Source organism: Amorphoplanes digitatis, from assembly GCF_014205335.1.
In the GTDB taxonomy this organism is placed as follows: Bacteria; Actinomycetota; Actinomycetes; order Mycobacteriales; family Micromonosporaceae; genus Actinoplanes; species Actinoplanes digitatus.
The window spans coordinates 7,591,877-7,613,378 of sequence record NZ_JACHNH010000001.1 but is presented as its reverse complement, the minus strand read 5'-3'; the positions used below and the strand labels follow the sequence as shown (position 1 = coordinate 7,613,378).

The 21,502-nt window shown below is 69.8% G+C and carries 26 protein-coding genes; 12 read left to right on the top strand and 14 right to left on the bottom strand.

The window, feature by feature from the left end:
- Nucleotides 1-53: 53 nt before the first annotated feature.
- Together BJ971_RS33485 and BJ971_RS33480 are read right to left on the bottom strand one after the other, a co-directional pair.
- A complete protein-coding gene (locus BJ971_RS33485; RefSeq protein WP_184997256.1) occupies nucleotides 54-1,481 on the bottom strand; it encodes a calcium-binding protein in 1,428 nt (475 codons plus the stop codon).
- Between the two features lie 158 nt (nucleotides 1,482-1,639).
- Nucleotides 1,640-4,816 (bottom strand): HAD-IA family hydrolase, encoded by a 3,177-nt coding sequence (locus tag BJ971_RS33480; RefSeq protein ID WP_184997253.1) that lies wholly within the window; start codon nucleotides 4,814-4,816, stop codon nucleotides 1,640-1,642.
- A gap of 280 nt (nucleotides 4,817-5,096) precedes the next feature.
- Here BJ971_RS33480 and BJ971_RS33475 point away from each other — a divergent pair, with 280 nt between their 5' ends.
- A complete protein-coding gene (locus BJ971_RS33475; RefSeq protein ID WP_184997251.1) occupies nucleotides 5,097-5,531 on the top strand; it encodes a hypothetical protein in 435 nt (144 codons plus the stop codon).
- Nucleotides 5,532-5,543: 12 nt separating this feature from the next.
- On the opposite strand, the gene BJ971_RS33470 is transcribed toward BJ971_RS33475, so the two are convergent.
- Entirely contained in the window at nucleotides 5,544-6,182 is a 639-nt protein-coding gene (locus tag BJ971_RS33470) for a hypothetical protein (RefSeq protein WP_184997250.1), read from the bottom strand.
- Nucleotides 6,183-6,427: 245 nt separating this feature from the next.
- Here BJ971_RS33470 and BJ971_RS33465 point away from each other — a divergent pair, with 245 nt between their 5' ends.
- On the top strand, nucleotides 6,428-7,042 hold the full coding sequence (locus BJ971_RS33465; RefSeq protein WP_239087683.1) for a lytic polysaccharide monooxygenase auxiliary activity family 9 protein: 615 nt from the start codon (nucleotides 6,428-6,430) through the stop codon (nucleotides 7,040-7,042).
- Nucleotides 7,043-7,113: 71 nt separating this feature from the next.
- On the top strand, nucleotides 7,114-7,695 hold the full coding sequence (locus BJ971_RS33460; protein ID WP_184999240.1) for a hypothetical protein: 582 nt from the start codon (nucleotides 7,114-7,116) through the stop codon (nucleotides 7,693-7,695).
- Nucleotides 7,696-7,705: 10 nt separating this feature from the next.
- Here the strand turns inward: BJ971_RS33460 and BJ971_RS33455 are convergent, their stop codons facing one another.
- A complete protein-coding gene (locus BJ971_RS33455; protein WP_203709528.1) occupies nucleotides 7,706-8,122 on the bottom strand; it encodes an AAA family ATPase in 417 nt (138 codons plus the stop codon).
- A 64-nt stretch (nucleotides 8,123-8,186) separates the two neighbouring features.
- On the opposite strand from BJ971_RS33455, the gene BJ971_RS33450 reads away from it, so the two are divergent.
- Nucleotides 8,187-8,960: an MBL fold metallo-hydrolase gene (locus BJ971_RS33450; RefSeq protein WP_184997244.1), complete on the top strand. Its 774-nt coding sequence runs from the start codon at nucleotides 8,187-8,189 to the stop codon at nucleotides 8,958-8,960.
- Here the strand turns inward: BJ971_RS33450 and BJ971_RS33445 are convergent.
- Nucleotides 8,932-9,522 (bottom strand): GNAT family protein, encoded by a 591-nt coding sequence (locus BJ971_RS33445; RefSeq protein WP_184997241.1) that lies wholly within the window; start codon nucleotides 9,520-9,522, stop codon nucleotides 8,932-8,934. The genes BJ971_RS33450 and BJ971_RS33445 overlap by 29 nt on opposite strands.
- Nucleotides 9,523-9,526: 4 nt before the next feature.
- Nucleotides 9,527-10,234: a 4a-hydroxytetrahydrobiopterin dehydratase gene (locus tag BJ971_RS33440; protein WP_184997239.1), complete on the bottom strand. Its 708-nt coding sequence runs from the start codon at nucleotides 10,232-10,234 to the stop codon at nucleotides 9,527-9,529.
- Nucleotides 10,235-10,318: 84 nt separating this feature from the next.
- Between BJ971_RS33440 and BJ971_RS33435 the strand changes: the two genes are divergently transcribed.
- From BJ971_RS33435 to BJ971_RS33425, 3 genes are read left to right on the top strand one after another with little or no spacing between them, the layout of a single operon-like run.
- Nucleotides 10,319-10,666 (top strand): PadR family transcriptional regulator, encoded by a 348-nt coding sequence (locus BJ971_RS33435; protein ID WP_184997237.1) that lies wholly within the window; start codon nucleotides 10,319-10,321, stop codon nucleotides 10,664-10,666.
- Nucleotides 10,667-10,697: 31 nt separating this feature from the next.
- Nucleotides 10,698-11,702 carry a hypothetical protein gene (locus BJ971_RS33430; RefSeq protein WP_184997235.1) on the top strand — a complete coding sequence of 335 codons (1,005 nt, stop codon included), beginning with the start codon at nucleotides 10,698-10,700 and terminating at the stop codon, nucleotides 11,700-11,702.
- Nucleotides 11,703-11,754: 52 nt separating this feature from the next.
- The gene (locus BJ971_RS33425) at nucleotides 11,755-12,774 is read left to right on the top strand and encodes a hypothetical protein (protein ID WP_184997233.1); all 1,020 of its coding nucleotides are present in this window, start codon (nucleotides 11,755-11,757) and stop codon (nucleotides 12,772-12,774) included.
- 79 nt (nucleotides 12,775-12,853) lie between these two features.
- On the opposite strand, the gene BJ971_RS33420 is transcribed toward BJ971_RS33425, so the two are convergent.
- The 4 genes from BJ971_RS33420 to BJ971_RS33405 all read right to left on the bottom strand — a co-directional run bounded on the left by BJ971_RS33420 (nucleotide 12,854) and on the right by BJ971_RS33405 (nucleotide 15,589).
- Nucleotides 12,854-13,492: a hypothetical protein gene (locus BJ971_RS33420; RefSeq protein WP_184997231.1), complete on the bottom strand. Its 639-nt coding sequence runs from the start codon at nucleotides 13,490-13,492 to the stop codon at nucleotides 12,854-12,856.
- Between the two features lie 35 nt (nucleotides 13,493-13,527).
- Nucleotides 13,528-13,908 (bottom strand): excalibur calcium-binding domain-containing protein, encoded by a 381-nt coding sequence (locus BJ971_RS40770; RefSeq protein WP_203709526.1) that lies wholly within the window; start codon nucleotides 13,906-13,908, stop codon nucleotides 13,528-13,530.
- 147 nt (nucleotides 13,909-14,055) lie between these two features.
- Entirely contained in the window at nucleotides 14,056-14,568 is a 513-nt protein-coding gene (locus tag BJ971_RS33410) for a hypothetical protein (RefSeq protein ID WP_184997229.1), read from the bottom strand.
- A 196-nt stretch (nucleotides 14,569-14,764) separates the two neighbouring features.
- Nucleotides 14,765-15,589, bottom strand: coding sequence for a hypothetical protein (locus BJ971_RS33405; protein ID WP_184997228.1), 825 nt, complete (start codon nucleotides 15,587-15,589; stop codon nucleotides 14,765-14,767).
- Nucleotides 15,590-15,877: 288 nt separating this feature from the next.
- On the opposite strand from BJ971_RS33405, the gene BJ971_RS33400 reads away from it, so the two are divergent.
- A complete protein-coding gene (locus BJ971_RS33400) occupies nucleotides 15,878-16,705 on the top strand; it encodes a hypothetical protein (protein ID WP_184997226.1) in 828 nt (275 codons plus the stop codon).
- Between the two features lie 7 nt (nucleotides 16,706-16,712).
- Here the strand turns inward: BJ971_RS33400 and BJ971_RS33395 are convergent, their stop codons facing one another.
- From BJ971_RS33395 to BJ971_RS33380, 4 genes are read right to left on the bottom strand one after another with little or no spacing between them, the layout of a single operon-like run.
- Entirely contained in the window at nucleotides 16,713-17,120 is a 408-nt protein-coding gene (locus BJ971_RS33395; protein ID WP_184997223.1) for an arsenate reductase ArsC, read from the bottom strand.
- Nucleotides 17,120-17,878, bottom strand: coding sequence for an aquaporin (locus BJ971_RS42380; protein ID WP_184997221.1), 759 nt, complete (start codon nucleotides 17,876-17,878; stop codon nucleotides 17,120-17,122). Before BJ971_RS42380 ends, BJ971_RS33395 begins: the two co-directional genes overlap by 1 nt.
- A gap of 48 nt (nucleotides 17,879-17,926) precedes the next feature.
- The gene (locus BJ971_RS33385; RefSeq protein WP_184997219.1) at nucleotides 17,927-18,616 is read right to left on the bottom strand and encodes an arsenate reductase/protein-tyrosine-phosphatase family protein; all 690 of its coding nucleotides are present in this window, start codon (nucleotides 18,614-18,616) and stop codon (nucleotides 17,927-17,929) included.
- Nucleotides 18,617-18,649: 33 nt separating this feature from the next.
- On the bottom strand, nucleotides 18,650-19,006 hold the full coding sequence (locus BJ971_RS33380; RefSeq protein ID WP_184997217.1) for an ArsR/SmtB family transcription factor: 357 nt from the start codon (nucleotides 19,004-19,006) through the stop codon (nucleotides 18,650-18,652).
- Between the two features lie 127 nt (nucleotides 19,007-19,133).
- On the opposite strand from BJ971_RS33380, the gene BJ971_RS33375 reads away from it, so the two are divergent.
- From BJ971_RS33375 to BJ971_RS33360, 4 genes are read left to right on the top strand one after another with little or no spacing between them, the layout of a single operon-like run.
- A complete protein-coding gene (locus tag BJ971_RS33375; protein ID WP_184997215.1) occupies nucleotides 19,134-19,373 on the top strand; it encodes a hypothetical protein in 240 nt (79 codons plus the stop codon).
- The gene (locus BJ971_RS33370; RefSeq protein ID WP_184997213.1) at nucleotides 19,370-20,620 is read left to right on the top strand and encodes a M28 family metallopeptidase; all 1,251 of its coding nucleotides are present in this window, start codon (nucleotides 19,370-19,372) and stop codon (nucleotides 20,618-20,620) included. Before BJ971_RS33375 ends, BJ971_RS33370 begins: the two co-directional genes overlap by 4 nt.
- Nucleotides 20,621-20,635: 15 nt before the next feature.
- Complete coding sequence (locus tag BJ971_RS33365) at nucleotides 20,636-20,968, top strand: ArsR/SmtB family transcription factor (RefSeq protein WP_184997211.1); 333 nt, start codon at nucleotides 20,636-20,638, stop codon at nucleotides 20,966-20,968.
- Nucleotides 20,965-21,477 carry a GNAT family N-acetyltransferase gene (locus BJ971_RS33360; protein WP_184997209.1) on the top strand — a complete coding sequence of 171 codons (513 nt, stop codon included), beginning with the start codon at nucleotides 20,965-20,967 and terminating at the stop codon, nucleotides 21,475-21,477. The genes BJ971_RS33365 and BJ971_RS33360 overlap by 4 nt, the downstream gene beginning before the upstream one ends.
- The last annotated feature ends 25 nt before the right edge of the window (nucleotides 21,478-21,502 follow it).

The following is a 21,502-nucleotide window of genomic DNA, read 5'->3' as shown; positions in this document are numbered from 1 at the left end:
GGCGCCGACTCGGCGCACGACAACCGTCGCGTCCACGCGGTCCTGTCCTACCTTCAGGCGGGAAAGCCGATTCCGCCTGGCACCGGATCCGGCCAGTAGAGCTGGGAATACTCGCAGTTGGTCGCGACATCCGGCGCGTCGACCCAGCAGTCGTCGCCGGTTTCGGTGGCATTGTCGCCGCCGTCCAGGTGGTCCGATTCCGGGTATGAGCCACCACCGGTGTCCAGCCAGTCGTCGCCTGCCTCGCCGTACAGCGTGTCCGCGCCGTCGTCGCCGGAGAGCAGGTCGTCGCCGCCGCCTCCGCGGAGTACGTCGTTGCCGCTGCCGCCGAAGATCCGGTTGGCGGCTGCGTTCCCGGTCAGGTGGTCCGAGCCCCGGCCGCCCTCGAGGATCTCGACGTCCGAGCCGACCGTGTCGTGTTCGCCGGCCTGGCCGTCGTCCCGGGACGCGCCGTCCAGGTCCACGGTGATCGGCCGGGTGTACTGGGAGTAGTGGACCGAGTCCACGCCGCCGCCGCCGAGCAGGACGTCCGCCGCGGCATCCGTCGAGTCGTAGTCGCCGTCGAGCATGTCGTTGCCGTCGCCGCCCTCCAGGCGGTCCTGGCCCTGATGTCCGGTGAGGTAGTCGTTGCCGCCGAGGCCGCGCAGGGTGTCGTTGCCCGGGCCGCCCGCCAACGAGTCGTGGCCGGAGTGGCCGGTGAGACGGTCATTGCCGTTGCCGCCCTCGACACCCTCCAGGTCGGCCAGGAGGGTGTCGTGCTCGCCGGCCTCGCCGTCGTCACCCGTGGCGCCGTCGAGGTCGGCGGTGATCGCCTTGCTGCGGCCCTGGTAGGTGACGTAGTCGACGCCACCGCCTCCGCTGACCCGGTCGGCGCCGGTCTTGCCGTACGGAATCGGGTTCTGGAAGAAGTGGTCCGAGCCGGTACCCCCGTACTCCTTGTCGTTGTCCTCGTCGCCGGAGATGTTGTCGTCGCCGGCGTCGCCGTACAGGAAGTCGTTGCCGTAGTGGCCGTGCAGGGAATCGTTGCCGGCACCACCGTGCACCCGGTCGGCGCCGTCTCCGCCGTCGAGAGCGTCGTTACCGCCGCCACCCCAGATCTGGTCCTTGCCGGTGCCGCCGCTCAGCAGATCGGCGCGCGCGCCGCCGGTGATCTTGTCCGTGCCGTCGCCGCCTGCGGCGGTCATCGGCAGGTCGGCCTTGTTGACCACCGAGTCGTTCTTGGCGCCGAGATAGACGCGGACCCGGGTGGGCGCCTTCCGGGTGGTGCAGCGAACCTTGGTCCTGTCGACCTTCTTGCAGCCCTTGCCCGGCTTGACGGCGACCACGTCGTCGATCGTGACGGCGTTGCCGGAGCGGGTGACCACGACCTTGTTGGTGGTCTTCGACCCGGCCTTGTACTGAATCTTGGTGCCTTCCACCACGGACGCGACGCCGGCGGTTGCCGCCTGCGCGGGCGCGACGAGGACAGGGACCGTGGCCAAGGAGGTGATCAGGGCCAGACCGGCACTGCGGAACCAGAAAGAGCGGGACACCGAATTCCCTTCGAGGGAGCGAGAACCGCCAGGATCATAGATGTACGGCGGTACGCGCGCTGTCCCGTTTCGGGTCCGGCTGATCCGGGGCACCCCACCCCGGGTGGTCACACCGCCGCGGGGTCCGCGGAGCGTGGTCCGGCGTCGTGCGTGCGGTATTCGCCGGGGAAGGAGACCGGCGAGGTCGTGGTGACGGTGAACTCGTGTCCGTTGTGCTGCGCCGTCATCGGATCCCCGCTTCGCAGCGAGTAGGTGACGAGGTGCTCTTCGATGTCCACCTCGAGCAGCGATCCGCGGATCTGCAGCGGAATGCGCAGGCGGCTGGTGCGGGTGGGCAGCATCGGGGAGAACTGTGGCCGTTGTCCGCGCCAGCGGTAACCGGCGAACGCGTACACGAGCGCCATCCAGGTGCCGCCGGCGGAGGCGACGTGGACGCCGTCTCGCAGATTGCCCGCGGTGTCGGCCATGTCCACCGCCGCGGCGTCGAAGAGGTACTCCTCCGCGCTGCGGTACTTGCCGACATCCGCCGCCGCGATCGCCTGGATGCATTCGGACAACGACGAGTCCCCGGTGGTCAGCGGGTCGTAGTAGTCGAAGATCTGTCGCCGCTCCTGCGCGGTGAAGCGGTCGGGCAGGAGCACGGTGGCGAGGACGACGTCGGCCTGTTTGATCACCTGGTGGCGGTAGATGACCAGCGGGTGGTAGTGCAGCAGGAGCGGGTAGCGATCCAGGGGCGTACCGGCGAAGTCCCACTGTGCCTGGTCGAGGAAGCCGTCGTCCTGGAGATGGACACCGGCCTGCTCGTCGTACGGGACGTAGATCTGCTCGGCGGCCCGGAGCCAGGTCTCCGGCTCCTCGTTGCGTAGGCCGGTGCGATCGACTATCTGGTGGTATTGCATCGGGGATTCCACCCGTACGCGCTCAACGGCGTCCGCGGCGATTCTCAGGTTCTCGGCGGCCATGAGGTTGGTGAACAGGTTGTTGTTCACCACCGTGCTGTACTCGTCGGGTCCGGTCACCTTGTGGATCACGAACCGGCCGCCGCGGCGCTCGGAGAAGAAGCCCAGGTCCGTCCACATGCGCGCGGTCTCGATCAGGACCTCGACGCCGTGCCTGAACAGCAGGTCGGTGTCGCCGGTCACGCGGACGTACTGGTCGAGGGCGTGGGCGATGTCGGCGTCGATGTGGTACTGGGCGGTGCCCGCCGCGTAGTAGGCCGAGGCCTCCTCGCCGTTGATGGTGCGCCACGGGAACAACGCACCGGCGCAGCCGACCTCGCGCGCCCGGCGGCGGGCGTACGGAAGCATCCGCACCCGGTGCATGAGCAGGCTGCGGGCCAGGGCCGGCGCGGTGTGGATCAGGAACGGCAGCACGTACACCTCTGTGTCCCAGAAGTAGTGGCCCTCGTAGCCGGTGCCGGTCAGGCCCTTCGCGGGTACGCCGTGCCCCTCGGTGCGCGAGGTCGCCTGCATGATGCTGAACAGGTTGAAGCGCAGGGCGTGCTGTACGGCGGGGCGGCCCTCCCATGCGATGTCGCTGCGCGTCCAGAAATCGCCGATCTGACGTTCGTGTTCGGCCAGTACTGCCGCGTAGCCGGCGGACCGCGCCTGATGCAGCGTCGCCTCGGCGCGGTCGGGCAGATCCGTCGCATCCGCGGCGTCGTAGTGGTAGGCCAGCCATTTGGTGAGCGTGGCGGTCTGCCCCGGCCGGGCGTCGACGTCGAACACGACGTGTGCGCGGTCCGCGTCGAGCGTGGTACGTGCGTACGTGATCACGCTCTCGTCGAATTCGTGGTCCATCCCGGCCGCGACCATGAGCCCGCTGCGCAGCGTTCGATAGGTCCGGATGACCCGAACGTCCTCGACAGAATCGGCGTCGGGCGCGAGCGCCTCCCCGGTGAGGACCCGGCTCCGTCTCGGATCATCCGCCGGTTCGTGGGCCGCGGGATGACGGGTGACCAGCTCGGAGGAGAGCGTCAGCTGCCCGGGCGCGTCGAGAGCGGTCAGTTCGTACCGAATGCACGCCAGATGCCGCTGAGCCAGCGACACGAACCGTGTGGTGTGCAGCCGGAACCGCCGGCCATCCACCAGCTGGTAGACCACCGAGCGCTCCAGGACGCCGCGGCGCATGTCCAGCGTCCGCTCGAATTCGTGTACCTCCGTCGTCTCGCAGGTCACCGGGTCGTCGTCGACCAGCAGACGGATCGTGGTGCCGTCGGGAACCGGCAGGATGGTCTGGCCGGTGCTGGCGAACCCGTGCGCCGACTCCGGATACACGATCGGCCACGTCTCGTGGAAGCCGTTGAGCAAGGTCGTCGGCCGGTACGACGGCTGCCCCTCCTCGAACGAGGCCCGGATGCCGAGAAAGCCGTTCGATACCGCGAACAGCGTCTCGGTCTGTTCGACGTAGTCGGGGTTGTAGGCGCGCTCCACCATGCGCCAGGGGTCGGGCGGGTAGTCACCGGTGTCCGCGATGATCCGCCGCGCCGCGGCCACCAGCCGGTGGTCCCGCGGACCGGCCCGGTGTACCTCGGCGGTGGACGCGGCGAGCAGTTCGCCGACATCGGCGACCACGATGTCGGCGCCGTGGGCGGCCAACTCCTCCGGGTGCCCGTCCCGGTCGACCCCGACGATGAGCCCGAACCCGCCGGCTCGGCCGGCCTCGATGCCCGCGATGGCGTCCTCGACCACGACCGCCCGCTCAGGCGATACGCCGAGCTGACGGGCGGCCTCCAGGAAGCCGCCCGGCGCGGGTTTGCCCCGCAGGCGCGGTGCCGGCGAGGTCTCGCCGTCGACCCCGATGTCGAACAGATTGGCGATGCCGGAGCGCTCCATCACCTGCGCAAAGTTGCCGCTGGTCGACACCACCGCGGTCTTGAGCCCGGCCTCACGCAACTCCCGCACCCAGGCGATGGACCCCGGGAAGACCTCCACACCGATCCGCTGCAACTCGTCGTCGACGAGCGCCCGTTCCCGGTTACCCAGCCCCCAGACCGAAACCTCCTCCGGCCGGGAGTCCGGGGTGCCCTCCGAGAGCTCGATCCCGCGGGCGGCCAGGAATCCGCGCACGCTCTCCTGACGCGATCTGCCCTCGACGTAGGTGGGGTAGTCGGACGCCTCGTCGAACCAGCCGCTGCTGCTGCCGTGCCCGTCATCCCAGTCACGCAGGAAGTCGTCGAACGTCCGCTTCCACGCCGCCGCATGAACGGCACGGGTGGCGGTCAGAACCCCGTCGAGCTCGAACAGAACCGCCTCGAAATCGTCGAGGGCAACTGAGGACGGCATCGTGATCCTCCCGCTCGAGACGGCGACGGGTGGCGCTGATTGAGTCTGAGTCGATAGCGAACCGTGCGGGTCTCGCCCGAACCCGATCCGAATGCCGCTTCGCGATCAACTCGAAGATCAGAAGCCTGGCTGACAACACATTACCAAGCAAAAGGTTCACACCGAGGCATTACCGGCTCTGTTGCACAGCCGGCTCAGGCGGACAGGATGGCGCTCGTGGGACCGACGTGCTCCGTACCCTGCTTGAGGTCCTGCGGCCGTCCGGGCTCACACTCAGAGCATGACCGGAGCTCCGACTGACTCCCGCTCGGGCCCATTCCGGCGGTGGGCGCGCGGGAATCCGAGCGATGTGATCGATGTGTTCGTCTACGTGGTGGTTCTGAACCTCGCCATCGAGTACGTCCCGTCGGTGATCAGCGAGGGTTTCACCCTGTCGTTGCTCACCGCCGTTCTGCTCAAGGTCGCCCTGGAAGTCGTACTCGTCGTCAAGGCGAGGGTCGTGAACCGATTGCACAGCGCGACCACCCCGAGCGGCAAGGTGGCCACGGTGCTCCTGCTCTGGGTGGTCGCCGCCGGGAGCAAGCTCGTTGTTCTGGAGCTTGTGGACGTCGTCTTCGGGGATGCCGTGAGCCTCGGCGGATTCGTGTCGGTGACGCTGCTGGTGATCGCCCTGCTCGGCGCGCGTGCCGGGGTACGTCGCCTGCTTCTTCCCTGATCGCGCGCCGCGTCAGGCGCAGGTGTGCTGCCAGTTCCAGCCGATGAAACTGTGGCGCAGCTGCACCGCCTCGGTGCAGGTCGCCGACCCGTCACCGTTCAGGACCACCGAGGTGTCGTGGACGTTGGCGTAGTAGGTACCCGTCGGGTCGAAAATGCCCCGGTAGGAGAACTCCGCGTGGCCGGCGTAGGTGGCTGCGGCGCACTCGGCCCGGCAACCGCCGCTGGTGCTGGTGGCCGTCACCGACCAGCCGGCGTTCCACGGTTCGCGGTTGTGGTGTGTCGACATCGTGGTGGAGCTGTCGGTGACCATGCCGCCCGAGGTGCTGACCGTGCTGTCGGTGTAGAGCGCGGTCATCAGGATGCGGCAGCAGTCGTACATCTCGGACGACGTGTGGTACGTCGCCGTCGCGTCGAACGCGTTCACGGCCGGTGCCGTCACGAACTCGACCGGGCCACGGACGATCCGGCAGTTCGCGCCGATGGAGACGGCCCGCCGGGCGATCTTTCCCGCCGGAGGTGCGGGCAAATCGCTGGTCAGGCGCACCGCGCCGCAGTCCTCTGCGGAGGGTTGTGCGGCGGCGTTGGCGGGGCCGGCCGCGACGATGAGCCCGGTTGCGGCCAGCAGCAGGATGGTGATCTTTAGTCGCATGTGTCTCCCCAGGCCGGATTTACGTACACCCGATCTTGCGGGAACGGCACGAGCCGCCTTCGCGCGGGGCTCATGCGACTGCGCGTCTTCGAAACAAATCGACATTGGTTGATATCTGTAAACATGGGTGCAATGCTGATGGGAGCGCTCCCAATCCCCCATCCCCGAAGCCGAAGAGTGGAGGACGAACCATGCGTACGCATGAGTCCAATCAATCCGGCCGGCAATCCCGCTCAGCTGTCCGAGTGCTTGTCGTGCTGCTCGCCATCGTGGCCGGCATGGTGGCCTGGCCCGGCGCCGTCCAGGCACACGGCACCATCATCAACCCGCAATCGCGCGCCTACCAGTGCTGGAAGACCTGGGGAAACCAGCACATGAACCCGGTCATGCAGACGCAGGACCCCATGTGCTGGCAGGCGTTCCAGGCCAACCCCGACACGATGTGGAACTGGATGAGCGCGCTGCGGGACGGCCTCGGCGGTCAGTTCCAGGCCCGTACTCCCGACGGGCAGCTGTGCAGCAACGGGCTCGCCCGCAACGACAGCCTGAACCAGCTCGGCGCCTGGAAGACGACAAATGTCAGCCGCAGCTTCACCGCGCAGCTGTACGACCAGGCCAGTCACGGCGCCGACTACTTCAAGGTCTACGTCAGCAAGCAGGGGTTCAACCCGGCCACCCAGCGCCTCGGCTGGGGGAACCTCGACTTCATCACGCAGACCGGTAGGTATGCGCCGGCGCAGAACATCTCGTTCAACGTCTCGACGTCCGGATACACCGGGCACCACATTCTCTTCGTCATCTGGCAGGCCTCGCACCTCGACCAGGCCTACATGTGGTGCAGCGACGTCAACTTCGTCTGACCGGCAGAGCGGCCCAGGGCGTCGGCTGACGTCCTGGGCCGAAACGTCCACCCGGCGAGGGAGAGGCGATGATGATTTCCCGTGCGAGTCTCGCGCGGTGGTACCGCAACCGCTTCCTGTGGGTGGCGGTGATCCTGGCGGTGACGGGCGGTGCGGTCGTGCTGTTCCGCGCGACCGGCCCGGACGCGCAGCCGGCGGATCTACAGGGGCAGATCGTCGCCCGGATGCGTACCACGCTCGAACAGTCGAACCCGGAGCAGCACCAACACGCCGGACACACTGCCCAGCAGGCGACCACCGGGGAGCAGGCGAAGCCGGCGGTGATATGCGGTGTCCGCGTCTACGGCCATGAGCCCGCCGGGGCCACCACGCTCGCCGAGGTGCGGACGGTCTACGGCTTCCACCTCTGCGGGGTCGCCGGGCAGGGGTATCCCTGGGACGTGGCGGTCAAGCTGGCCGGCCCGGTGATCCTGGACATGTCCACCGAGCCGGTGGGCATCCGGGTTGTCGAGGCGACCGCCGACACCAAGTTCGTCGATCGGCTGCGGGAGATGTTCCCGCCCAAGTACGCGGAAGTCGCGCTCAAGGAGGCGTTGTCCGACTCGGAAATGGCCGACCTGCGCCGCCGGTACGACGCCGCGGCCGGCCTCTGACCACAGCCGTTCACGTGTCGCGGGCGAGGACCAGCATGCGTTCCTCGCTGACGTCGGCGACCAGCTTCCCGTTGGACATCAGCAGCAGGCGGTCGCACTGCTGGGCCTCTTGCATGTAGTGGGTGGTCACGAGTACCCCGACCCCGCGGTCGGACTGTGCGCGGATGGTGTCCCACAGGGAGGTGCGAGCCAGCGCGTCCACGCCCGAGGTGGGCTCGTCGAGCAGCAGCGCCTCGGGCCGGTGTGACAGCGCGGCGAGGAACGCCGCCTGCCGTTGCGCACCCAGTGGCATCGCGCCGACGAGTACGTCGGCATAGCGGCGCAGGTCGTCCGGGAGCGGGGGCGGGACGGCGCCGTAGCAGGCGGTGATGAAGTCGAGGTTCTCGGCAACGGTCAGGTCGCGGTACAGGCCGAGGTTCTGCGGCACGTACCCGAGGCGGCGCCGGTGCGCACGGTCGGGAGGTCCGCCGACCGATGGCACACTTACGAGAATGGTCGACTGGTATTCACAGACCGAAGTGGACAGTGGCGTCATCCGGATCTCGGAACCGCACGTCAACGAACTGTTGTCGGCCAACTTCTGGTGGTTGCGCGGCGACGATCGCGACATCGTGATCGACGCCGGCCTCGGTGTCGTCCCCTTGCGGGAGGCGATTCCGGGCATGTTCGAGCGCGATCCGATGGTCCTGCTCACCCACGCGCATCTGGACCATGTCGGTGGGGCACCCGAGTTCGGCGACCGCGCCGCCCACCCCGCCGAGGCGGAGCTCCTGGCGGCGGGCGTACCGGCGAGCCTGTACGGCCCGGAGCTCTACGACAAGCTGGGGATCGACGCAGCGGGAGAACCCGTCCCGGAGCTCATGATCGACGTCCTGCCCGGTCCCGGCTACGACCCGGCCACCTACCGCGTCGAACCCATGACCCTGAACCGCGTGCTCGACGACGGCGACCGCATCGACCTGGGCGGGCGGGTGCTGACCGTGCTGCACCTTCCCGGCCACACGCCGGGAAGCATCGCCCTGCTGGAGGAGCGCACCGGGACCCTGTATTCCGGCGACATCATCTACGACGGTTTCCTGATCGACGACCTGCCGAACTCCGACGTCGCTGCCTACCGGCGAAGCATGGCGTTCCTCGCCGGCCTCGACGTGTCCGTCGTCCATCCCGGCCACGGGCACAGCTTCGACAGGACACGCCTTCGCGAGTTGGCCGAGGCCTACCTGCGCAGGACAGCCGTCATGCGGGATCGACCGTCTTCACCATGACGCAGTTCTTCAGCCCCTTGGGCCGGTCATAGGTGAAACCGAGCCGCTCGTAGAGCCGACGGGTGCCGTTGTAGAGGAACGACGACGACATCTTCTTTGTCTGGTTGGTCAGGTCGTGGGGATAGCTCTCGACCCGCCCGCCGCCGCTCCGCGCGATCAGGTCGAGCGCACCGGTGATCGCCAGCTCCGTCACGCCCCGTCGCCGGTGGCGCTTGTCGACGAAGACGCAGGTGATCCGGTAGTCGGGATCCGCGGTCTTGGTGGCCTCGTACTCCTTGCGGTGTTTGAGGGTGGGCAACTCGACCGGGGTGCCGTACTCGGCCCACGCGATTGCCTCGTCACCGTCCATCACCAGTGCGGCGTGCGCCTTGCCCTGCTCGACGTAGGCCTTCTTCAGCGCCCGGTTGGCCTCCGCGCCCTGGCCGCGCTCGGGCCCGTCGGGATGGAACCAGATGCACCAGCAGCCCCCGAAGATGCCGTTGTGCCGTTGCACCAGCGCATCGAAGGCCGACCAGGTCTCGGGGCTGAGCGCCGCGATGGTGTACGACGACTCGGCAGCCACCGGTTCACTCCTTCTTCGCCGCGGACGCGTCGACGCAGACGATTCCCTTGTTGCCGTCCTGGTCGGCGATCACGGTGAGCGCGGGGGCTTCGCTGTCATCGACGATGGCCCCACCCGCGGCGACGGCGGCGGCGATCCGTTGCTCGGCCACCTCGGGCGCCACGTAGACCTCGATGTGGAACCGCTGACCCGGTGCCGCGTGCTCGTCGGCGTCCCCGAACCACAGGTTCGGCACCCGGCCCGTGGCATCCCGGATCTCGTCGCCGGGTGTCCCGCGACCCTGTGCCTCGGCGCTCCCGGTCAGTAGGGCGGCCCACACCGGGGCGATGGTCGCGGAGCGCGCCGTATCGAGGCCGAGCTCGATCACGCTGACCGAGGCCGGGTCGGCGTCGGCCTGGTGACCGGCGGCGATCTCGGTGATCCGTCGCGCGAGGTCGACGTCCTGCTGGGTCACCCATTCGACGAGGTGCTCGGTGCCCTCGTCGTCGCGGTAGACGGCATCGTCGGTGGCCAGCTTGAAGTCGACGTACCCGTTGCCGATCGACACGCGCGGGTGGTGGCCGAGCGCGTCGCCCGCCTCGCCCACCGCGGCGACGAACCGAGCGGCGGCGCCGAAGTCGTCGATCAGGTAGCGGGCATGCAGCCCCTGGGCCAGCTTGCGCCAGTCGGTCAGGTCAGCCGCGGCGATCTGTGCGCCCCTCAGCATATCCATGGACGGTCACCCTAGCCCTGAGCCGCCGACATTCCACAGTGTCTGGTCTCTACATATGCTTTCTATCTGTATATGCTTCCGGTCATGACTGATTCGGCCATGCGTGAGCCGACGTTCCTGGTGCTCACCGCGCTCGCGGTCGAGCCACTGCACGGCTACGCCGTCATCGAGGACGTCCGGCGCATCACCGGCGGACGGGTCACGTTGCGGGCGGGCACGCTCTATGCCGTGCTCGACCGCCTCCGCAGCGACGGGCTCATCGAGGTGGAGCGAGAAGAGGTCGTCCAGTCCCGGCTGCGGCGTTACTACCAGCTCACCGCGCTCGGCGAACGCCGGCTGGCCGAGGAGAGCAAACGGCTGCTTCAACAGGCGACGGTCGCCGACCGGCGGCTCCGCGAGCGCCGTATCCGGCTCGGCAACGCGCCGGCCTGAGATCCCGATGATGACTGGAGACGGGGATTCCATGACCGCGCACGACGAGCTCGAGGGCCGCTACCGCCGCCTGATGGCGGCCTACCCGTTGCGACACCGGCGGGAATACGAGGAGGAGATGGTGGGCGTGCTGCTGGCCGGGGCCGAGCCGGGACAGCGCCGGCCGAGCGCCCGGGACCGCGCCGACATTCTGGTCAACGCGCTGGCCGTCCGCGTACGTGGGTGGGTCGGCGACCTGGGCGACCCGGCGTGGCGCCGGGCGGCGTCCGCGGTCCAGATCGTCGGAACGCTGTTCCTGCTCGTCGTGGGCATTCGCTGGGTGCTGCCCGGCATGACCTACTACTCCGGGGTGGACCTGCTGGAATTCGCCCGGCCGGCCGTCTGGGCGGTCGTGCTGACCCTGGCGCTGGCCGGTCTGCGCCGCCTCGCCGCCGGCGCCGCGGCGGCCGGCGCCCTCGTCGAGATCGCGCACGTCGCACAGTGGTACGACTACTCGCCGAGCCAGGTCCTGCGATCGAGCTGGCTGGTGACGGTGGCGCTGATGGTCGCGGTCAGCTCGGCGTGGCTCGCCGTCGGTGAGCGGACAGCCGCGCCGCGCGGCCTATGGTGGTTCGCCGCGGCGCTGGCGTTCGCGGGCGGCGGCGACCTCATCGACCGGCACCAGGGCATGTTCAACGGCTTCACCTACGCGGTCACCATGAACGATCAGTTCCTTTTCCGGTACGCCGTGCCGCTGTACCTGACCGCCGCAGCGCTCGCCGTGTGGGCCTGGTGGCGGCAGGGCAGCCTGGTCCGCCGCCGGATCCTGGCACTGACCGCGCCGGTGGTCGCCATCGCCGCGATGGTCACCTACGGATTCGCCGGCTTCATGTACTCCAGCCAGCAGTTCCCCTCGCCGATCCTGCTGCGCCCGTCCCAGTGGGCGATCCTGCTGGCGACCCCCGTGGCGGCGCTCGCCGTGGCGGTGGTCGGCCTCAACCGCTGGGAACGGCTGAGCGCGCTGGTCGAACTCGGCCGCCGAGCCGAGAAGACCTGAGCCCAGCCGGATATGCAGCTCCAGGCCGGCCCCCGGTGTTAGCGTCCCCGCCATGCCGATCAAGCCGCTGCGCGGTGGGGAACCGATCCCGCTGGACAGCCCCGACGACGTCGCCGCTCTCGTGGGGCACCTGTCCCGGGGCGACCGGGAACCGGCCTGGCTCGGTACCCACTTCGCCTACCTGGCCGGCACCCGGCCCGAGTGGTTCCAGCCCCATCAGGAGACGGTCATCGCCGATCCGCGCCTGCTGGCCCGCCTGGATCTGAGCTTTGCTGACCTGCGGGTGCTGTTCGACGGAGCCTCCGATCGCTGTGTGGAGCTCCTCTACCGGCGGCTGCGTGACCGGTGGTCGTTCGGGGAGGCTTGGGCGCTGTCCGCGATCGGCACCGACGCCGCCCTGGTCGCGATCGCCGACGACGTGCGGCAGGGCGGTGACCGGGAGGTCTACGAGGAGTCCGGCATCTGGATCCCGCCGGCCGGCCCCGCGGAGTACAGATTCACCCCACACCGGCAGGTCATCACGCTGGAGGCCGGCGACTTTCCCGCCGCCGATCACCCGGTCGGCCTGCCGCTCGACCGGGTCGTGCGCGACCCGTCGACGAGCCCGGTCAGCTGGCACTACCTGTCACTTCGGCTCGCCGACATACCCGGGCTGCCGGCGTGGCCGGCCACCCATGCACACCTGATCGGCCTCAACTCCTGGTGCATGTGGACGCTGTTCGCCGAGGTCGACAGCGACGGCCGCTACGAGGCCGAGCAGGCTGTCTTCGAGGACGAAACGGACGACGAGATCGGCGGCGACCCGACGACGGGTCGAGCGGTGCTCCGCCCATACGGTCCCGATCTGCTCTATTGCAACGGGCACGTCGACCTGACGCCGGGCGTGGTCGGGACGGTCGGTGGTCCGCCGCTCGGCATCTATCCGAACCCGTCGTGTCCGTCCTGCAAGCGCCTGATGTTCCACACCGCCACCGTGTCCCACCACATCCGTGAGTACGGCGACGGCTGGCGCAGCCTCTACCTCTGCGAGGACTGCCACACGGTCGCCGTAACCGCCACCGGCTGGAACTGACCCACGGAATCGGAGAGCTTCGCCTGCCGCACCGGAAAATGTCGAGCTTGCAGTGTGCGCAGGCGAGCGGTGGCTCGCCTCACCAGCCCGTGGCGGGCTCGCCCATGACCCGACCGCCGACCGTTGCGGCGAGTTCGTGCGCCTGCTCCGGCCAGCGTGGGGCGACGTGTACGTAGACGCTGTGCCCGGCCGGGGTCTCCGGATGCCAGAGTTTCCTGCCGTTGATGCCGAGTTCGAAACCGGAGCGGCCGTGGTTGTCCGGCCAGCAGACATCCCAGCTGACTGACGCCTGGTCTCGGTTCACCACAGCGAGGAACACGTCGGACAGGTCGTTGGGCAGCCGAAGCTCAGGGGTCTGAATCTCGGCGGCCATCGGCGGCAACTGCCGCAGGGCGGCGATGAGCGCCGGTGTCAGATCCGTCATGAGGTACGCGCCGCCGTCCCGGTGCCGCGACGGCGGATCGTGTGCACCGAGGTGCGGCTCCAACGTCTCCATCACCTGTGAGACCAGGTCCGCCGGGATGGACAGAGCCACCGAGGCGGAATCGATGGCCAGGTAGCGGTCCAGCGCCGTATGTGTGCCGGTCTGTGCCTCGGCATCGATGTCCGGCGGGCAGCCGCACGTGGTTTCCGCGAGGGCCAGAAGGCGCTGCGCCATCTCGTACGCTTCGTGCACATCGTCACCGGTATGAATGCGATACACCGCCGAGTTGCCCACGCCGGAGCACTCTTCCAGCGATCCGTTTGCCGCCGCTACTCGCAGGCCACTCCGTCACCGTCACGGTCCAACTTCCGTGAGTACCCGGGGTCGCCGCGGTGGATCGGATCCGCCCCTGCGTCCCGTACCTCCGTGCAGTTCGCGTAGTACACATCGGCGGGCTCGGGCGCCGCAGTGGTCTTCCTCGGCTTCGGTTTGGGTTTCGGCGCGGGCTTGGTGGTCGCGACCGTCTTGGGCCGGGTCGTGGTGGGGGTGGCTGTCGGCGCCGTGGTGGTGGCGATCGGAGACGCCGAGGTGGCGACGACGGCGGGGATCTGGTCCCGGTTCTCGTCGACGACCTCATCAACCTTCGACGTTTGCCCGCAGCCTGCGAGGATCAGCACGGCGGTGGGCAGGGCGATCCAATGTGTTCGCATCGGCGCATAGTCCCAGCCTGTGAGGGTGGGGCGTATCAGCTGTCGAGACCGGAGCGCGCTTCTGTTGATGCGATCACCTGCCGATAACGGTGAACCGGCATCGCACCGATAGCGTCGTCCAGGTGAGCGAACGGTTCCGGTCACCTGCTAGTCGGTTGCCAGTGAAGCTCGACGGGTCCGCCGGTAATACGACCAACCGGCGGCCGGCAGCGCGACCGTCCAGGCCAGAAGAATCGGCAAGCCGATCAGTGCGCCGGTGAGCGTGAACGGATCGTCCGGGCTCGCATCGGCAATCGCCCGGGGTAGCTGTATGGGCAGAGCGAGCGAATAGGCGACCATCAGGCCCGAACCGAGCACGGTCGGGGTGAGAGGGAACCACGGAGGGACTCGATGTCCGGCGAGCCACGGCACCCAACGAGGAAAGACCAGGCCCCAGCGGCTGATCAGGCCCATTGACAGGACACCGCCCAGGATGGCGAGCAGCACCAGTATCCCCAGATAAAGAGCGCCCGCGGGTACGCCCATGATTCCGTCTGAAAATCCTTGCGTGCCGTTGCTGCGGCCGTTGTACCAGGACTCGAAGCTCGCCTTGTTGGCCAGGACGGGGATTCCGAGAATCCATGGAATATGCAGCGGTACGAATCCCAGGATGGGTGCCATCCAACCCACCGTTCCCGCAAGACGCGCCCACCGAGGCGGCGCCGGGACCGCTGTCCGGGACGCCGAGTCTGCGGTGCCCACTGATTCCGTTCCGACGTCGGTGTTCGATGGAATCGCAGGCTCAAGTGATCTGCCCATAGGGTGCAATCTATGTATCTCCGGCTGTGGCCAACCTGAGAGACCACAGTGCTCCGGTTCAGCGGAAGCTGAAGACCTGGTCGGTGGCGAGATCGAGGACGAGGTTCTCGTCGTCGCCGACCCACAGCCCGCCCAGCCGGTGGATCTCCATGTACCACGCGGATATGTCGCGCCGGCCGAGGCCGTTCGGGTCCATGAGCGTGCCGCCGAAGTGCACATGGGAGAAGCGTTCGTCGACGTCGATGAAGTCGGCGTCATCGTCGTCCAGGAGGCGGACGTCGACGTAGTCGGCCTGCCCCGGAGCGCGACCGGCGTTGGGATCGTTGTCGCGCTCGACGAGCCACAGGTCACCGAAGCGGCCGAACCGGACCCGCTCATCGCTCGGCGGGAGGTCCTCCGCGGGCGCCAACTGACGGCCCTGGCGTGGACGCTCGGTCCGCGGCCCGGTGAACTCGGCGGCGGTGAGCCAGACCGCGCCGTAGAACGAGCCGGTGTCCGGGTCGCAGACGACGCTCCCGTGCGGGTGCGGGCGGGCGGCGGCGACGTCGCCCCAGAACGGGTCGTCCGGGTGCGCGACGTAGGACAGGTCGCCCGCCAGGGCCGCGGCGAAGTTCGCAGGGGCGGGCAGGAAGCCGGACTCGTCCGGCCAGTCGAAGACCGCCATGGCGACCAGGTTGGGGGAGCGGTACCGGTACTCCGGGGGCAGGGCGATCGTCGCGTCGTGCACGAGGGGCTGCCCGGTCCGCGGCGAGCGGGGCCAGGTGGCCGGGTCGATCGCGGGCCCGGCCGGCCCGGCCCATCCGGCGGGCCGCGGCGGAGGCCCGACCCGGTGGGCGGCGACGGCGATCTCGTACGTTCCGAGCACCACGTCGTACGCCTTCACAAACCAGTCCTTCGTCGGGTCGGCACACGGCAGGATAACCCCAGACACGCCGCGGACGTGATCGTCGCGGCTTACTACCCGGGCTCCGCGTAGTGGGTCAGGAATGCGGCGGCGCGGTCGCGCAGTGAGGCGCGTAGCCATCGCAGGCGCGGCTGGGTGCCGCGGGCGCGGTGCCGACCATGACGCTGCTCGGCGTGACCCGGCTCACGCTCCCCGAGCTGATGGTCGAACTCGAAGGCACCGCGGTCACGTGACGGATGGGTCGTGGCGTGTGTTGAACTGGGTGGCGTGCAGATACGTCCCGCAGAACTGGCGGCGATCCGGGCCGGCGACATCGACGTGGCGTTCCGCCGGTGGGAACGGCCACGGCTCAAGGTCGGTACCCGGATGCGTACCGCGGTCGGACTGGTCGAGGTCACGTCCGTCGACCGCTTACCGGTGAGGTCGCTGACCGCCGCGGACGCCCGCCGGGCGGGCGCGGCGTCGCTGGCCGCGCTCCGCCAAGGCCTGGAGCGCGTACACCCCGACCGGCCGGTGTATCGGATCGGGCTCCGGTACGCGGGCGCCGACCCGCGGCAGGCGCTGCGGGAGGCGGTACCCGACGCCGCGGAGATCGGCGCGATCGTCGCGTGGCTCGACCGGCTCGACCTCGCCTCGCCGACCGGGCCGTGGACCCGGGCAACGCTCCTGCTGATCGACGAACTGCCGGCCACCCGGGCGCCCGACCTCGCACAACGGATGGGACGGGACACACCGTCGTTCAAACAGAACGTACGCAAGCTGAAGGAGCGCGGCCTGACCGAATCGCTCGACATCGGGTACCGACTCTCGGCGCGTGGCGCCGCCATCCTCGACCACGAGGGTCATCCCCGGTCGGCCCAGGACCGGGCGGCACTGGAGCCGGGCACCCCGCTGCCGCACATCGGCGCCCCCGCGACACGTGCGCTTACCGCGTACGGCGTCGTCCGGCTCGAACAGGTGGCCAGGCTCAGTGAGAGCGAAGTGCTGGCACTACATGGAGTCGGTCCTTACGCCCTTCGCCACCTGCGAACGGCGATGGACGCGGCCGGGCTGTCCTTCCGCGACGATCCCGGCGCCACGCCGGAGACGCCCTGACGGCCGATCAAGCCGCCGGGATCAGGTCGGCCAGCAGGACCTCGATCCGGGTCTTGATCTCGTCGCGGATCGGCCGGACCGCGTCGACGCCCTTGCCGGCGGGGTCCTCGAGCTTCCAGTCCTCGTAGCGTTTGCCGGGGAAGATCGGGCAGGCGTCGCCGCAGCCCATGGTGATGATGACGTCGCTGCTCTCGGCGGTCTCCCACTCGAGTTTCCTCGGCGTCTGGTCGGTGATGTCGATGCCGACCTCCCGCATCGCCTCGACCGCGGCCGGGTTGATGGTCTCGGCCGGGGCCGAGCCGGCCGAGCGGACCTCGACCGCGTCGCCGGCGAGGTGACGCAGCCAACCGGCGGCCATCTGCGAGCGGCCGGCGTTGTGTACGCAGACGAACAGGACGCTGGGCTTGTCACTCATCAGGGAGACTCCTCGACGCAGAAAGAGAGGGGTTCGTCGGCGGTCTTCTCGACCACGACCTCGCCGGCGGTCGTGCCGACGCTCGGGTAGAGGGCCAGCAGCAGGCCGACCCCGACAAGCAGGCCGCCGAGCTGGGCGACGACGAACCAGGGCACCGAGGCCGGGGCGATGCCGGCGAAGGTGTCGGTGAACGCCCGGCCGATGGTGACGGCGGGGTTGGCGAAGCTGGTGCTGCTGGTGAACCAGTAGGCCGCGCCGATGTAGGCGCCGACCGCTGCCGGGGCGACTGCGGCGCGGCCGGACCGGGCCAGGGCGAAGATCAGCAGAAGCAGGCCGGCGGTGGCGACGACCTCACCGAGCCACAGGTGCCCGGCGGCGCGGTCCTTGGTGGAGAACGTGACCGCGGCCAGGTCGAACATCAGGTTCGCCAGGATTGATCCGGCGATCGCCCCGGCGGTCTGCGCCGCGAGGTATCCGGTGAGGTCCGTGCCGGTCAGGCCGGTGCGGGTACGGCGGCCGAGGAACCAGTCCGCGGCGGAGACGACCGGGTTGAAGTGGGCGCCGGAGACCGGGCCGAAGGTCAGGATCAGCGCGCCGAGCGCGAACGCGGTCGCGACCGAGTTTTCCAGCAGTTGCAGGCCGATGTCGTTCGGCGAGAGCGTGCTGGCCATGATGCCGGAGCCGACGACGGCGGTGACCAGCAGTGCGGTGCCGAGGAACTCGGCAAGCAGGCGTCGCCACGGTGCGATGGAATGCATGGAAGTGGAACTCCGGTCTGTGGCGGGCAGGAGGGGATCGGCAGGGGGTCAGTCGCGGTCGGAGGGGTGCGCGACGGCGGGCGCCAGGCGGTCGACGCGTCCGGACAGGTCGGTGTAGGCGGCTTCAAATGCGGCGTCGGTGTCGAGGCGGACCGGGTCGGGAACCGACCAGTGGAGCCGGGGCCGGACACCGCCGGTGAGGTCTTCGTGTGCGTTGTCGCAGACGGCGATCACCAGGTCGCCGTCGTGCACGACGTCAGTCACGTGTGCGGTGCCGGTCGGGTCGAGGGTCAGCCCGTGCCGGTGGGCGACCTTGACCGCTCGTGGGTGGACCCAGGCGGCGGGTTTCGTGCCGGCGGAGGCCACCGGCCCGCCGACCCGCTCGCGCCACAGGGCGGCGGCGAGCTGGGAGCGGGCCGAGTTGTGGGTGCAGACGAACACCACCCGATCCGCGCCGGCCAGCGGCGGCGGAGCCAGCAGGGCCAGGACGTCGGGTTGCAGCCGCAGGTAGGTGCGCCGTCGATCACCCTCGGAACGGGTCCGCACGATCAGGCCGGCGTCCTGCAACACCTTGAGATGGTGCGCGACCAGGTTCGTCGGCATGCCCAGGCCGTGGCCGATCTCGCTGGGGGAGGCGTCGCCGAGGGTGAGCGCGTCCACGATCGCCAGGCGCGCCGGGTCGCCCAGCGCCGCGTGGATACGCGCCCGCACCTGGAGCGAAGAAGCATCATCATTCATTGAGTCAATGATCGCTGAGTGATGGTGTTTGCGTCAAGCGGTGAGCAGGGTCGCGAGCTGGCGCATCAGGTCCGGTCGGGCGCGGTAATAAACCCAGCTGGCCCGGCGCTCGGCGTCGACCAGCCCGGCTTCCCGCAGCACCTTGAGGTGGTGCGAGATCGTCGTCCCGGAGACCTCGAACGCCGGGGTGAGATCGCAGACGCAGACCTCCCCGCCCTCGGCCGAGGCGATCATCGACATCAGCTGCAACCGGATCGGATCGCCGAGGGCCTTGAACGCCCGCGACAGCGCCGCGGCGGACTCCGCCGGGATGCGGCTCGTGGCCATCGGTGGGCAGCACGGCGCCGCGTCGGTGTCGATGACGGTGAGCGGCGTCCCTGATTTCGACATACGTCGAGGTTGACAGATATCGAAACCGCGTGCAAGTCTTGGTTTCGACAAACGTCGAACTCGACAGCCGTCGAACCCGAGCCGATCCGATCGTCCAGCCATTCGCTACCTGTGAGGGAGTACGACCATGAGTGACACCCGGACCCCCGGCGGTTTCACCGGCGACCCGGCCGCGGCGCTGACCGCCGCCGGCACCGGCGGCTGCTGCGGCAACCCGCCCCGGGCCACCGCCACCCTCCCGGAACCCGCCCAGGCCACCGCCGCGCCGTGTTGCGGCACCGCGACCGAGGCCGCGGCGGAGGGCTCCTGCTGCGGCAGCGCCGCCAAGACCGACGCCGTCGCCTCCGGCAAGGGCTGCTGCGGATGAACACCCCGACCGTCCCGGTGAGCGGCCTCGACCCGCTGCTGAGCGCGGTCGACGGCGTACGCATGGCCGCCACGGTCGCTTGCCTGGCGGGCGCGCCGTTCGCCGGGCGGCGCGTCGGCACGCCCGGCGGCGCGGCGGCCCGCGCCTGGCTCGGCCGGCACCTCGCCGACCTGGACGCGGCCGTCAGCTTCGCGGCCTTCCCGGTCGCCTCGGTACCCGAGGTGTACGCGGTGCCGGCGGTGTCCTGGCACGACGGCGACCTCGTCCGGGAGCTCGAGTTCGGCCGCGACGTCGCCGTGCATCCGGCCTCGGCGCAGCAGCCACTGCTGCTGCGCGGGGACCTCGCCGTCGCCGGGTACGGCGAACCGACCGGGCGATGGCTGCTCGTCCCCGCCGGGATGAGCCTGTTCGACGCGTACGGCCGCGCCGACCGGGCGGCCGGGTTGCTGGTCGGCCGCGGTGTGGACGCCGACGGCTGGCAGTACACGGTGCTCGCCGGTCCGCACCCGGGGCCGCTGCCGATCCTGACGCTGGACGACGCGACCCATACCGCGCTGCGGCGGGTGGCCGAGGCGGGCCGGGGCCGGCTCGCCGGGAACACGCCGATCCGTCGCATCGATGTGAGCGCCGCGAACGTGCACGGCCGCTGGCGCACCCCGACCGGTGGCGGGACGGACCTGTTGCTGACCGCGCACTACGACGGCGTCGGCGACCACCCCGGACTGCGTCAACCCGGGGCGGCGGACAACGCCGGCGGCGTCGCCGTCGTCCTGGAAGCCGCCCGCATCCTCGCCCCGGCGCTGCCCGCCGGTGCCGGACTGTCGGTGGCGTTGCTCGACGGCGAGGAGACCGGCGCGCTCGGCTCGGCTCACCACGCCGCCCAACTGCGGGGCGACGGCGCGACGCCGCTGGTCATCAACGTCGACGGTGCCGGGCACCTACAGCGGGCCGCCGCCGTCGAGGCCGGTGGTCCGGCGCACGCGCTGCTCGCGGCCCTCGATCAGGCGGCCCGGCACACCGGCCTGCCGCTGACGGCCGGGCCGGTGGCCTCCGACAACCGCCGATACGCCGCCGCCGGACTGGCGGCGGTCGGGATCGGCGCGGGGATGGCCGGCTACCACAGCCCGGCCGACACCGCCGACCGCGTCGAGCCCGCCACCCTCGCCGCCATCGCCCGGCTCGTCGTGGCCACCGCATGGCTGATCGCCACCGCACCCGCTACGATTTCATCGGTAATCGGCGATTAACGATGAAGATGGTGAATGATGGCCGACCTACTCGACCGGAGCATCGCGCAGGAGTACGCCTCCTGGTTCCGCGCCCTGGCCGACCCCACCCGGGTGCAGATCGTGGAGTACCTGGCCCGGCAGAACCGGCCGATGCCGGTTGCGGAGATCGTCGCCGCGGTCGGCCTGGCCCAGTCCACCGTCTCGCAGCATCTGAAGATCCTCACCGAGGTGCGCTTCGTCCTGGTCGAGCCCGTCGGCACCGCCCGGCACTACCGGATCAACGCCCGCTGCATCGACTGCTTCCCGTCCGCCGCCGACGTCGTGATGGGCCGCCCCGCACCGAGCCCGACCGGAGGCTGTTCATGACCGCCGTCGCGATCCGGGCCATGCGCGCCGACGACGCCCAGCAGGTCCTCGCGATCTACCAGGCCGGCATGGACGCCGGCAACGCCAGCTTCGAGCACACCGCCCCCGACTGGGCGGCGTTCGACGCGGGCAAGCTGGTCCACCACCGCCTCGTCGCCGTCGAGGACGACGCCACCGACACGGTCCTGGGCTGGGCCGCGGTCTCCGCGGTCTCGGCGCGCCGGGTGTACGCCGGGGTGGTCGAACACTCCGTCTACGTCGACCCGGCCGCACGGCGGCGCGGCGTCGGCCGCGCCCTGCTCGACGCGCTCATCGCCTCCACCGAGGCAGCCGGCATATGGACCATCCAATCCGGGATCTTTCCCGAGAACACCGCCAGCCTCGCCCTGCATCGAGCCGCCGGGTTCCGCACCGTCGGCGTCCGCGAACGCGTCGGCCGTCATCTCGCCCAGGGCAACCGGTGGCGCGACGTGGTCTTCATCGAACGCCGCAGCCCGCACATCACCTGACCTGCCCTACAAATGAGGAGTCCCA